Source organism: Pararhizobium sp. PWRC1-1 (assembly GCF_049897905.1).
Lineage (GTDB): Bacteria > Pseudomonadota > Alphaproteobacteria > Rhizobiales > Rhizobiaceae > Pararhizobium.
On sequence record NZ_JAFCXE010000023.1, the window covers coordinates 1 to 12,427 of the forward strand.

General features: G+C 60.2%; 14 protein-coding genes. 5 read left to right on the forward strand and 9 right to left on the reverse strand.

The window, feature by feature from the left end:
• Positions 1-182: 182 nt before the first annotated feature.
• Together ACP7E0_RS27260 and ACP7E0_RS27265 are read right to left on the reverse strand one after the other, a co-directional pair.
• Positions 183-626: a GNAT family N-acetyltransferase gene (locus ACP7E0_RS27260; protein ID WP_426129547.1), complete on the reverse strand. Its 444-nt coding sequence runs from the start codon at positions 624-626 to the stop codon at positions 183-185.
• A gap of 20 nt (positions 627-646) precedes the next feature.
• Positions 647-1,591: an aldo/keto reductase gene (locus tag ACP7E0_RS27265; protein WP_426129549.1), complete on the reverse strand. Its 945-nt coding sequence runs from the start codon at positions 1,589-1,591 to the stop codon at positions 647-649.
• A 174-nt stretch (positions 1,592-1,765) separates the two neighbouring features.
• Here ACP7E0_RS27265 and ACP7E0_RS27270 point away from each other — a divergent pair, with 174 nt between their 5' ends.
• On the forward strand, positions 1,766-2,752 hold the full coding sequence (locus ACP7E0_RS27270; protein WP_426129551.1) for a Gfo/Idh/MocA family protein: 987 nt from the start codon (positions 1,766-1,768) through the stop codon (positions 2,750-2,752).
• Positions 2,753-2,829: 77 nt separating this feature from the next.
• Here ACP7E0_RS27270 and ACP7E0_RS27275 read toward each other — a convergent pair whose 3' ends face one another.
• Positions 2,830-3,051: a hypothetical protein gene (locus tag ACP7E0_RS27275; RefSeq protein WP_426129553.1), complete on the reverse strand. Its 222-nt coding sequence runs from the start codon at positions 3,049-3,051 to the stop codon at positions 2,830-2,832.
• Positions 3,052-3,247: 196 nt separating this feature from the next.
• Between ACP7E0_RS27275 and xseA the strand changes: the two genes are divergently transcribed.
• From xseA to ACP7E0_RS27295, 4 genes are all read left to right on the forward strand, one after another.
• Positions 3,248-4,840: an exodeoxyribonuclease VII large subunit gene (gene xseA / locus ACP7E0_RS27280; protein ID WP_426129555.1), complete on the forward strand. Its 1,593-nt coding sequence runs from the start codon at positions 3,248-3,250 to the stop codon at positions 4,838-4,840.
• Between the two features lies 1 nt (position 4,841).
• Positions 4,842-5,432 carry an NAD(P)H-dependent oxidoreductase gene (locus ACP7E0_RS27285; RefSeq protein WP_426129557.1) on the forward strand — a complete coding sequence of 197 codons (591 nt, stop codon included), beginning with the start codon at positions 4,842-4,844 and terminating at the stop codon, positions 5,430-5,432.
• 83 nt (positions 5,433-5,515) lie between these two features.
• The gene (locus ACP7E0_RS27290) at positions 5,516-5,866 is read left to right on the forward strand and encodes a MarR family winged helix-turn-helix transcriptional regulator (protein WP_426129558.1); all 351 of its coding nucleotides are present in this window, start codon (positions 5,516-5,518) and stop codon (positions 5,864-5,866) included.
• A gap of 6 nt (positions 5,867-5,872) precedes the next feature.
• On the forward strand, positions 5,873-6,727 hold the full coding sequence (locus ACP7E0_RS27295; protein ID WP_426129560.1) for an NlpC/P60 family protein: 855 nt from the start codon (positions 5,873-5,875) through the stop codon (positions 6,725-6,727).
• Here the strand turns inward: ACP7E0_RS27295 and ACP7E0_RS27300 are convergent, their stop codons facing one another.
• The 6 genes from ACP7E0_RS27300 to ACP7E0_RS27325 form a co-directional block, all read right to left on the reverse strand.
• Entirely contained in the window at positions 6,728-7,687 is a 960-nt protein-coding gene (locus ACP7E0_RS27300; RefSeq protein WP_426129562.1) for a 2-hydroxyacid dehydrogenase, read from the reverse strand.
• 11 nt (positions 7,688-7,698) lie between these two features.
• Positions 7,699-9,327 carry an ABC transporter ATP-binding protein gene (locus tag ACP7E0_RS27305; protein WP_426129564.1) on the reverse strand — a complete coding sequence of 543 codons (1,629 nt, stop codon included), beginning with the start codon at positions 9,325-9,327 and terminating at the stop codon, positions 7,699-7,701.
• Entirely contained in the window at positions 9,327-9,821 is a 495-nt protein-coding gene (locus ACP7E0_RS27310) for a type II toxin-antitoxin system VapC family toxin (RefSeq protein ID WP_426129566.1), read from the reverse strand. The genes ACP7E0_RS27305 and ACP7E0_RS27310 overlap by 1 nt, the downstream gene beginning before the upstream one ends.
• Positions 9,818-10,120 carry a hypothetical protein gene (locus ACP7E0_RS27315; protein ID WP_426129568.1) on the reverse strand — a complete coding sequence of 101 codons (303 nt, stop codon included), beginning with the start codon at positions 10,118-10,120 and terminating at the stop codon, positions 9,818-9,820. Before ACP7E0_RS27315 ends, ACP7E0_RS27310 begins: the two co-directional genes overlap by 4 nt.
• Positions 10,121-10,184: 64 nt before the next feature.
• A complete protein-coding gene (locus tag ACP7E0_RS27320) occupies positions 10,185-11,339 on the reverse strand; it encodes an ABC transporter permease (RefSeq protein WP_426129570.1) in 1,155 nt (384 codons plus the stop codon).
• Positions 11,339-12,424 (reverse strand): microcin C ABC transporter permease YejB, encoded by a 1,086-nt coding sequence (locus ACP7E0_RS27325; protein ID WP_426129572.1) that lies wholly within the window; start codon positions 12,422-12,424, stop codon positions 11,339-11,341. The genes ACP7E0_RS27320 and ACP7E0_RS27325 overlap by 1 nt, the downstream gene beginning before the upstream one ends.
• Positions 12,425-12,427 lie beyond the last annotated feature (3 nt).

Genomic DNA, 12,427 nt, shown 5'->3' on the forward strand with positions numbered 1-12,427 from the left:
CAGAGCCAGCAAACGGTCTCCAACGACCGGGATCCCGACGGCCTTCCGCCCGCCCCCATTAAAGCACAGTTCAGACACACAGGATTCCTGTGACAGGCACAGGAATGACGGAGGTTTTGGCAATCGCATAATTTCCCAAACAACCCGCAAAATGCCAAGACAATGACTTTGTCAGCGGCCTGCTAAAAACTCATCCGGTAGCGCACGTGGCCGTCCGCTTCGGTATAGTGATCGTAGAGTTTTCGCGCCATCTCGTTGCCTTCGTCGGTGTGCCAGTACAGACGCGCCCAGCCATTGGTTTTGGCTTTGGTGACGAGGTCGTCGAGCAGAGCCTTGCCGATGCCTTTTCCACGCGCAGCCTCATCAAGGAACAGATCCTCCAGATAACAGACCGGCTCCTTAACCCAGGTTGCCTCATGCAGCAGGCAGATGGCAAAGCCGACTACCTGACTATCCAGAACGGCAACCCGCATGAACAGCGGCGTCGCTGGGTCGATGATCCGCGCCCAAGTCGTGGTCGTCACTTCCTGCGATACGGCGACCCTGTAGAAGGTCACATAACCGGCCCAGAGCCTGCGCCACTCAGCTTCGTCGCCAGGTGCCGCATCGCGTATTTCAACCGTCATGTTCTTCTCTCCCGTCGCGCCTATTCGCTGGCTTCGTTTAGCAGTTGGCAAGCTTCGTCGGAAAGGGTGATCGCGGCCGATTTCGCCAGGCTTTCAAGCTGCTTCAGGCTGGTGGCGCTGGCGATCGGTGCCGTTACGCCCTTGCGCGCCATGATCCAGGCCAGGGCAATTTCCGCCTGCGTATTGCCAGTATCGGCCGCCACTTCGTCCAGCGCTCCGAGAATGCGCATGCCGCGCCCGTCGAGATACTTGCCGACACCGCTGCCGCGCGCCGAGCCTTCGAGGTCCTTGTGCGAACGATACTTGCCAGACAGGAAGCCGCGCGCCAGGCCGAAATAGCTGATGACGCCGATATCCTCGGCGATGCAGAGATTGCGCAGCGGCCCGTCGAAGGAGGCCCGGTCATAAAGATTATATTCCGGCTGCAGCACATCATAGCGCGGCAGGTTCCGTGCCGCCGAAACATCCAGTGCTGCACGCAGCTGTGCCGCATTCAGATTGGAAGCGCCGGTATGGCGGATCTTGCCCTGTTGCAGGAGCCTTTCATAGGCACCGAGCGTTTCCTCGTAGGGCGTCTCGTCATCCGGCCAATGGGAGAGATAGACATCGATATGATCGGTCTGAAGCCGGCGAAGGGAATCTTCGACTGCCTGCATGATCCACTTGGATGACAGACCCTTCCTGCCCGGCCCCATTTCCGAACCGACCTTGGTGATGATGACGGCTTCGTCCCGGGCGCGGCCTTTCAGCCATTTGCCGATGATCATCTCGGACTCGCCGCCCGCATTGCCGGGAACCCAGGCAGAATAGACGTCTGCGGTATCGATCGCATTGAAGCCCGCATCGAAAAAGGCGTCGAGCAATTGGAAGGAGGTTTTTTCATCGGCGGTCCAGCCGAAGACATTGCCGCCGAAAACCAGCGGCGCGATCGGCAGGCCCGTGCGGCCAAGGGTTCGCTTTTGCATGGGGTCGCTCCAGATTGTTATGGGGTCATCGCTTGGGAGGCGTGAAGTCTGCACCAAGGACATAGGCGGGGTACAGCGCTTTTACATGCGCGGTCGTAATTTTATTCCGGCAAGGACAGCTTGATAGGCACGTACCTCGGGGATACTGTGCCGCCAAAACGGAGAGGACACATCATGTTGCGTTTCGGTATTCTGTCGACGGCCAAGATCGGCCGCGAACTCGTTGTTCCCGCCATTCAGGACGCCGAAAACTGCGTCGTGACGGCGATTGCCAGCCGCGACCTTTCCCGGGCGCGCGAGATGGCCGATCGCTTTTCCGTGCCGCATGCCTTCGGCTCCTATGAGGAAATGCTTGCCTCCGACGTGATCGACGCCGTTTATATTCCGCTGCCGACCTCGCAGCATATCGAATGGACAATCAAAGCCGCCAATGCCGGAAAACACGTGCTCTGCGAAAAGCCGATGGCCCTGAAGGCATCGGAAATCGACGCCGTGATCGAGGCGCGCGACCGCAACAAGGTGCTGATCTCCGAAGCCTTCATGGTCACCTACAGCCCCGTCTGGCATAAGGTCCGCTCGCTGCTCAAGGAAGGCGCGATCGGCAAGCTGCGGCATGTGCAGGGCGCCTTCACCTATTACAACCGCGACGCCGGCAACATGCGCAACATGCCGGAGCTCGGCGGCGGCGGGCTGCCGGATATCGGCGTCTACCCGACGATCTCGACCCGTTTCGTCACCGGCAAGGAACCGATCCGCGTCCAGGCCAACACCGACCGCGATCCAGAATTCGGCACCGATATCTATTCGAGCGTGCGTGCCGATTTCGGCGATTTCGAACTGAGTTTTTACATCTCCACCCAGCTCGCCGCCCGCCAGATCATGGTGTTCCACGGCGACAAGGGTTTCATCGAGGTCAAATCCCCCTTCAATGCCGACCGTTACGGTGCCGAGGAACTGGAACTGACCAACCAGAACCACTCGCAATCGCAGCTTTTCCGCTTCCAGGATGCGCGCCAGTACAAGCTGGAGGCCGAAGCCTTTTCGCGCGCTGCGAAGGGCGAAGCGGAAGAAGTCGTGACGCTGGAAAGCTCCGTCAACAACCAAAAATTGATCGACGCCATCTACCGCGCCAGTGAGAAGGATGGCTGGGAACCGGTCTGAACCGCGTCACACCAAACAGAGACCCGCCGGCGAAAGCGCGGCGGGTTTATCATGACCGGCATCGCGGATCGGGATATCTATGCCTCGGAGCGCAGCGCCACGACCAGCGCGATCAGAAATGTCGCCGCCATGCCGGTATTATACGCCACAATCGCCAGCCCGAGTGCGAGCAGCGACACATTCCCCGGCGAACAGATCGCCGCGAGAGCAAAAGCGATGATGATCAGCCACGGCGTCATGCAGTAACAAATCAGCGAGCGCGTGCCCGCCGCCAACAATCCGATTGCAAATGCGGTCAAGATTATCATCCGACCCTCCAGCCATAGCCACAATGCGGCAACACTGCGCCGGGGGCGCTAAAATTGACTTAAATTTCAACGTGCCGGGCGCCATGCGCCCGGTTTGGCGGCCAGGAAACCGCAGGTATGGTGAAAGCTTTGTTGAGAGCAGCGTCAAAGGCTGGCTATCCGCCGCCGGGCACGGCAAAATAGCTGGATGAGCTCGTTCTTCGAATCCGATTCGCCCTCCAATCTCGCCGAATATTCGGTCTCCGAACTGTCCGGCTCCATCAAGCGCACGGTCGAGCAGGCCTTTGACCAAGTGCGGGTACGTGGCGAGATTTCCGGCTACCGCGGCCCGCATTCCTCGGGTCACGCCTATTTCGCCCTGAAGGACGACAAGGCGCGCATTGATGCCGTCATCTGGAAGGGCACGATGAGCCGGCTGAAGTTCCGGCCGGAAGAGGGCATGGAAGTTATTGCCACCGGCAAGGTGACGACATTCCCCGGCTCCTCCAAATACCAGATCGTCATCGAAACGCTGGAGCCCGCGGGCGCTGGCGCCCTAATGGCACTGATCGAGGAGCGCAAGCGCAAGCTGGGTGCTGAAGGGTTGTTCGATCCATCGCGCAAACGGCCGCTGCCTTATATGCCAAAAGTCATCGGCGTCATCACCTCCCCGACCGGCGCCGTCATCCGCGATATCCTGCACCGCATCGCCGACAGGTTTCCAGTCCATGTCATCGTCTGGCCGGTGCGGGTGCAGGGCGAAGGTTCCGGTAATGAAGTGGCTGCGGCGATCGAGGGCTTCAATGCCTTTACTGCAGGTGGCCCGATCGCCCGGCCGGACCTTTTGATCGTCGCGCGTGGCGGCGGCAGCCTGGAGGATCTCTGGAGTTTTAATGACGAAGCGGTGGTGCGGGCAGCGGCCAATTCGCAGATCCCGCTGATCTCCGCCGTTGGCCATGAGACCGACTGGACCTTGATCGACTATGCCAGCGACCAGCGGGCACCAACGCCGACGGGGGCCGCGGAAATGGCCGTCCCGGTGAAGGCCGATCTGGAAGCCGCCACATCGGCGCTTTCCGCACGGTTGAAATCTGCCGTCGGGCGGCAGATGGACAATCGCCGTCAGAGCGTGCGGGCGCTGACCCGTGCCCTTCCCTCGCTCGATCAGTTGCTGGCTTTGCCCCGCCGCCGTTTCGACGAGGCCTCGGCAGGATTGGGCCGCGGGCTGCAGATGAACACCGCCAACAAGCGGCGGACCTTCGAGCGGATCGCCGCGCATCTGAGGCCCGACGTTCTCTCGAACCGGATCAACGAACGGCGCCAAAAGCTTGGCGAGCGGATGATCCGTGCCGAGCGCATCGTCGAGCGTTTGCTGCAGCGTTCCGCCTCACGGGTTTCCTCCGCCGACGCCGCCTTGCGCACGCTTCCTGCCCGCTTGCTGAGCCAGATCCACCGGTCCCAGGATCGCCTGACCGGTCTTTCCGGCAGGGCCGACAGCGCCCTTCTGGCCGACCTGCGGCGCCGGCGTAGTGCGGTGACGGCGCATGACCGCATCCTGCAGTCCCTATCCTATCGCAACGTGCTGAAGCGCGGCTATGCACTGGTGCGCGACGAGACGGGGACACCGGTGAAGGGCGCTTCGACGCTGTCGCTCAACCAGACGATCGCCATCGAATTTGCCGATGGCTCGATCAACGCGGCGACGACCGAGGGCAGCGCTGCACCGCCGCCACAGCCGGCGAAGAAACGCGCCGACAAACCGGCGGACGCAGCACCGTCCAAACAGGGCAGTCTGTTCTAGGATGCGCATTCTCCTCGTTCTCGCCCATCCGCTGACCGACAGCTTTGCCGCAGGCGTTGCCGCCACTGCGAAGGCGGCGCTGGAGAAAAGCGGCCATAACGTCGATCTGCTCGATCTTTACAGGGAAGGCTTCGATCCGCGCCTGCGGGAAGAGGAACGGCGGGGTTATTACGACACGCCCTATGACACCACGGGCGTCGACGATATCGTCGCACGGCTGCGGGCTGCCGATGGGCTGATCCTGGTCTTTCCGCAGTGGTGGTTCAATTTTCCGGCGATCCTCAAGGGTTTTTTCGACCGGGTCTTTGCGCCGGGCGTCGCCTTCGACCATGAACAATCCGGCGGCCGCATCCTTCCGCGGCTGACGAACATCAAGTTGTTCTGGGCGCTGACGACGACGGGCTCGCCGTGGTGGGTCGTCAAGCTCTACATGGGCAACCCGGTGCGGCGCCTGCTGAAACGCGGGATTGCGGCGTTCTGCGCCAAGGACGTCAAATTCCGGATGATCTCGCTGCACGATATGGACCGGGTGACGCCAGCGCAACGCGCCGCCCATCTGGCAAGGATTGAAAAGGCTCTGGAACGGATATGAAGTCCGGGCAGGCAGACGGAAAGGAAACGGTTCCGTAACGGTCTGACAGCTAGAATATCGGCTGATTGAACCGAGGGCGTCCGATGCCGGTGGAATTATCAGCTTCGCAGGCTTTGAACCTCTGGCACAGCGTTTCGCTTGAGCAGGTGCGGATCGACAATCACGACCTGACGCTGCGGCAAATCTCCATCCTGCTGCATATCTACCTCGTTCCGCCGCCGCATACGGTGCGTGGGCTCGCCGGAATTCTGGGTGTCACCAAGCCTGTCATCACCCGTGCGCTCGACACGATGGGCGATCTCGGCCTTGTGACCCGGGCCCGCGACGAGCGCGACAAACGCAATGTGATCATCAAGCGCACGGTCGACGGTGCGCTTTATCTTGAAAAACTTGGCGATCTGATCATTGATCAGGGACGCAAACTGTCTATTTGAGAAACCATGCTTGATCTTCCAGACCGCCGGCTGAACGCCTACCGCACCGATCTTGCCGAGGAACGCCTGCGCGGCGTCGTCGAGGCCGCCAGCTATGTCAGCGGCTCACCGGGACTGATCTGCGTGCCGGTGGTGCAGATGCGGGCAAGGCCGGAGCTGGAATGCGGCACCGATACGGAACTGCTGCTCGGCGAAACCGTCCGCGTTCTCGATACCGATGCTGGCTGGGCCTGGGTGAAGTCCGATTTCGACGATTATGTAGGCTACATTCCCGATTATGCGGTTTCTCCCGTCGTGCGCAGCCTGACCCATATCATTACCGCCCCGCGCACTTTCATCTATTCCGGGCCAGACCTGAGATTCCCGACCGTGCAGGCGCTGTCGATGGGCAACCGGATCGCTGTCATCGACGAGCGCGAGACGCGCGGCACACGCTATTTCCTGTTGGAAGGCGGGCAGGCGGTGATTGCCAACCATTGCGCCGAGGTCGGCCAGCCGCTCTCGGGTGATTACGTTTCTGTTGCCGAGCGATTTCTCGAAACACCCTATCTTTGGGGCGGACGCTCCGGATTCGGCATTGATTGCTCCGGCCTCGTGCAGCTGTCGATGATGATGGTTGGCCGGAATGCGCCACGCGACACCGATATGCAGGGCAGCGGACTTGGCACCGAAATCGACCGCAGCGAACTCAAGCGTGGCGACCTCGTGTTCTGGAAAGGCCATGTAGCGATCATGGAAGACGAAAAGACGCTGCTGCACGCCAACGGCCACACAATGACCGTCTCGCATGAAGGGCTTGAGGAATCGATCCAGCGAATCGGCTGGCTCTACAATAAGCCGACGGGTTTCCGCCGGCCCTGATCAATAGCCGGCTTTGCGATCCACCAGATGCTCCAGCGGCAGGCCGCTTTCGAAGCGGTCCATCTGTTGCTCGGCATGGACAAACAGCGCCTTGACGTCTGACGACGCCGCCACATGCGGCGTGACATAGACATTGTCCATGTCCCAGAACGGGCTGTCGCTGGCCAAGGGCTCCTGCTCGAACACATCGAGCGAGGCTCCACCGAGAACGCCCGATTGCAGTGCTGCGATGATATCCGTGCCGACCTGACTGCCGCCACGGCCGCCATTGATCACAACCGGCGCGCCAAAAGGCCCTTTTCGGCTGAGCTTTGAAAACAGAGAGGCGTTCAGGATGCCCTTTGTCTCTGCCGTCAACGGCAGCAAGCTGACGAGAAAATCGGTTCTGGCGAGAAAGGCATCCAGCGCATCGCCGTCAAAGGTCTCGACACCATCGATTGTCTTTTTCGAGCGCGACCAGCCGATGGTCTTGAAGCCCACGACACCGAGTTTGCGGATGGCATCCTGACCGAGAATGCCGAGGCCCATGACGCCCACCGTGACATCGGCCGCTTCCGGCTGGCTGAGATCCTCCCAGACATGCGCCTTGGCCCGCGCCTCGTAGGCACGATGCTGGCGCAGGTGCATAAGGCAGTTCATGACGACCCATTCGCTCATCCGCGTCGTGAGGCTGCGATCGACGAAGCGCACCAGCGGCACATCCGGCAGGCCCGGAAGCGTCAGGACGTGATCGACGCCGGCACCGCCGGAAAACACCACCTTCAGATCTGGAGCGCGCGAAAACAGATCGGGGCCTGATTTCCAGACGACGGCATAATCGATGCCGGAGAGATCGCGGCCCTTGTGAGCGGGGTCGGCGAGGTTCAGGACCTCGCGCCCCGGGAACGCACCCTTCAGGCCGTTCTCCACTTCGCGCGGAATGAACTTCAGATCGACAATGACAGGACTTTTTGCGGGCATGACAACGGTCTCTATTGGCGGACGGCGGGCACATCGACCGCCTCCATGTTGAAGGCGGCGGCCATCAGCGCCTTGGTGTAATCTTCCTGCGGCGCGGTAAAAATACGCTCGGAAGGGCCCTGCTCGACGACCTTGCCAAGCCGCATGACGATCATATCATTGGCAAGGGCGCGAACGACTTTCAGGTCATGGCTGATGAAGAGATAGGCGAGCGAGTGTTTCGCCTGCAGATCGCGCAAGAGATCGACCACCTGCGCCTGCACGCTCATATCCAGAGCCGATGTCGGCTCGTCGAGCATGACGAACTGGGGTTTCAGCACCATGGCGCGGGCAATGGCGACACGCTGCCTCTGGCCGCCGGAGAACTCATGCGGGTAACGCCACCGCGTCGCCGCATCGAGACCGACTTCTTCAAGTGCTGCCGCCACGCGTCCGTCACGCTCCTTCTCGGAGAGTGACGGCTCATGCACTTTCAGTCCTTCGGCGATGATATCGCTGATGGCCATGCGGGGGCTGAGGGAACCAAAGGGATCCTGGAAAACGATCTGCATGCGGTTGCGCAAGGGGCGCATCTGCTTGAACGAATAGCCAGCTATCTCGTTGCCGATAAAGCTGATGCGGCCCTTCGACGAAATCAGCCGCGTCAGCGCCAAGCCGAGCGTGGTCTTGCCCGAGCCGGATTCGCCGACGACGCCGAGCGTCTGGCCGGCGCGCAATGTCAGGTCGATGCCGTCGACCGCCTTCACGTGATCGACGACCTTGCGCAGGAAGCCGGCCTTGATCGGGAACCAGACCTTCATGTCTTGCGCCTCCATCACCACCGGCTTTGACGTGTCGGAAATGGGCGGCACGCCCTTTGGCTCGGAGGCCAGCAGATGGCGGGTATAGGCATGCTGCGGATTAGCGAAAATCTCGGCCGTCGGGCCGGTTTCGACGATCTTGCCCTTGGTCATGACACAGACCCGGTCGGCGATCTTGCGGACGATGCCGAGGTCATGGGTGATGAACAGCATCGACATGCCATGATCGTCCTTGAGCTTTTTCAGAAGCTCGAGGATCTGTGCCTGCACGGTCACGTCGAGCGCCGTCGTCGGCTCATCGGCGATCAAGAGTTCCGGCCGGTTGGCAAGCGCCATGGCGATCATGACGCGCTGGCGCTGGCCGCCCGACAGCTCGTGCGGATAGGCGGCGAGGCGCTTTTCCGGCTCGCGTATGCCGACCTGATTGAGCAGTTCCAGCACCCGGGCGCGCGCCGCAGCACCTGTGATGCCCTGATGCAGGTCGAGAATTTCGGCGATCTGCCGCTCGATCGAATGCAGCGGATTGAGCGACGTCATCGGTTCCTGGAAGATCATCGTGATGTCGTTGCCGCGCACCCCACGCAGTTCGGCATTCGAGGCCGTCATCAGGTCCTTGCCGTTGAAGAGGATTTCGCCGCTCGGATGGCTGGCAGCGGGATAGGGCAGAAGTTTCAGGATCGAATTGGCCGAGACCGATTTTCCCGAGCCGGATTCGCCGACCAGCGCCACCACTTCACCGCGCTTGATATCGAAGGAAATGCCGTCCACCGCCGTCGATGTCTTGCCGCCCTGATGAAAGGCGACCGAGAGATTGCGCACGGAAAGGAGTGTGTCTGTCATCAGGCCAGGCTTTTCAGGAGAGAGGTTAGGGTGGGGACATCCAAGGGCACCATTTCGAGCGACCGCATCTTGGTCATTCCAAACCGTATGTGCCGAAGTTCACCGATCGTGCGCAAGGCCTTGTCGGCTGTGAGAAAAGGGGTGCAGTCAGATCCGAGGGCTGTCGAAAGATGAATGGCGTCCGGTAATTTAATCCCGGTCTGAGACCTCAGAACACCGGCATACCATAATGTCGGACGGACCACCGGCTGAACATCAAGCCATGCACTGTCCCTGATCATGTTGTCATAACGGGTGATCAATTCGTCTTCAAGATTGCGATAGGGTTTGACGAGCACCTCCGCAAGCGTCAGTTCGCTAGTCACCAAGATGACACGATCCGCCTCTTCGGAGACCGAAAAGAGCTCTAGCAGAAGGCTTGAACGCTCCGATTGCTCCTCGACTGCAAAAATGAATGCGTTTGTATCGAGATATAGTCTCGGCACTTCCGTCATTCTTCATCCCATTCGTCGCGCAACTCACGAATCCGCCGGACGGCTTCTTCCTCATCCGTGGAAGGCGCGCGGCTGGCTTTATAGACGCGAATACTTTCCAGCAGATCGGTCACTTTCATCGGCGGACCAGGTACACGGTATTCAAAAAAAGATGACGGTAAGGCGCCTCCGCCTGACTCGACTATAGAATTCTCGTGCTCTTCGATCACAATGCGGACGGTCGCATCCTTGTCGAACCCTGTGCGGAGATCATCGGGAAGCTGGGATACTGGATAATGATCGCGGACAATCTTGTTCATTGCAGCTCTTTCGACACAGAACCAGTTGCTCGCATCATATGCCCTAGGGAGACAAATGACGAGATCATCGAAACGTCTTCCTTGGGTCGAAGGCGTCGCGGGCGGCTTCGCCAATGAAGATCAGCAGCGACAGCATCACCGACATGACGACGAAGGCAGTCAACCCGAGCCATGGGGCCTGCAGGTTGGACTTGCCCTGGCTGATCAGTTCGCCAAGCGAGGCGGATCCCGGCGGCATGCCGAAGCCGAGGAAATCGAGCGAGGTCAGCGTCGTGATCGAGCCGGAAAGAATGAAGGGCAGGAAGGTCAGCGTCGCCACCATGGCATTGGGCAGAAGGTGGCGGAACATGATCGTCCGGTTGTTGACGCCGAGCGCGCGGGCGGCCCGCACATATTCGAAATTACGGGCGCGCAGGAACTCGGCCCGGACGATGCCGACAAAACCGACCCAGGAGAACAGCAGCATGATGCCGAGCAGGATGAAGAAGCCGGGCGGCAGGATCGCGGCGATGATCAGCAAGATGTAGAGCACCGGCATCGACGACCAGATCTCGATGAAGCGCTGCATCAGAAGGTCCGTCCAGCCGCCGAAATAGCCCTGTACGGCACCGGCAGTGACGCCGACGACGGCGGAGGCGATGGTCAGGCACAGGCCGAAGAGGACGGAGATGCGGAAGCCGTAGATCATCCGCGCCGCAACGTCGCGCGCCTGGTCATCGGTGCCCATCCAATTGAGATTGCCGAGCGTGCAGCCTGGATCGTTTTCGCCCTGCGGATAGCCCGAGCAGCGCTCGGCCTTGTCCATCAGCCAGAAGGGCTTGGTGGGCGCCGAATGCGGAATGTTGGAATTGGCCGTCTGGTAGGAATAGCGGATTGGCGGCCAGATCATCCAGCCATTGGCCTTGATCTCGTCGGAGATTTCCGGCGCGCCATAGTCGGTGATCGCCAGGAATCCCATGTCGCCGAGGAATTTCTCCTCCGGATACTGCACCAGAGCCGGCACCAGTAGTTCTCCCTTGTAGGAGACCAGCACTGGCCTGTCATTGGCGATGAACTCGGCACCGAGGCTGAGGCCGAACAGGACGAGGAAGATCCAGAACGACCAGAAGCCACGGCGGTTGGCCTTGAAATTATCCCAACGGCGCCGGTTGACCGGCGACAGGCGGCCTGTGCGGCCGTTGAGCAAGGTTGGATCAGCAGAGACGATATCGGCGGCCATCAGACGTCCCTCCTGTCGAAATCGATGCGCGGATCGACCCAGGTATAAACGAGGTCAGACAGAAGGCTAACAAACAGGCCCATCAGCGAGAAGATATAGAGCGTTGCAAAGACGATGGGATAATCGCGCTTGACGATGGCGTCATAGCCGAGACGCCCAAGGCCATCGAGCGAGAAGATATATTCGGTCAGCAGCGAACCGGTGAAGAAGGCGGTGATGAACGCGCCGGGGAAACCGGCGATGATGATCAGCATGGCGTTGCGGAAGACATGGCCGTAGAGCACCTGGCGCTCGTTGAGCCCCTTGGCCCGCGCTGTGGTGACATACTGTTTCTTGATTTCGTCGATAAAGGAATTCTTGGTGAGCAGCGTCGTCGTCGCAAAGGCCGACATCAAAAGCGTGATCAGCGGCAATGTCATGTGCCAGAAATAGTCGAGAATCTTCTGCCACCAGTTCAGTTGGGCAAAATTATCCGAGACGATGCCCCGCAGCGGGAACCAGTCGAAGAACGAGCCACCGGCAAACAGCACGATCAAGAGGATGCCGAACAGGAAGCCCGGAACCGCGTAGCCGACAATGATCACGCCCGACGTCCAGACATCGAAGGTCGAGCCATCGGAGATGGCCTTCTTGATGCCGAGCGGAATGGAAATCGCGTAGGAAAACAATAGTATCCACAGGCCCAGCGAAATCGAGACCGGCATCTTGTCGAGGATCAGGTCAATGACCGAGGTATTGCGGAAGAAGCTCTCGCCGAAATCAAAGCGGATATAGTTCCACATCATCTGGCCGAAGCGCTCAAGCGGCGGCTTGTCGAAGCCGAACTGCTTTTCCAGCTTCTTGATGAATTCCGGATCAAGACCCTGTGCACCCCGGTACCTGCCAGAGGAATCGTCCGAGAAAGACTGTCCGAGGTCGCCACTGCTCCCGGACAACCGGTCGCCGCCCTGCTGGCCGGTCAAATCGGAAATGACCTGCTCGACGGGGCCGCCGGGCGCAAACTGGATAACGGCGAAGGAGATGGCCATGATGCCGACGATCGTCGGGATCATCAAGAGAAGGCGGCGCAGGATATAGGCACCCATCAG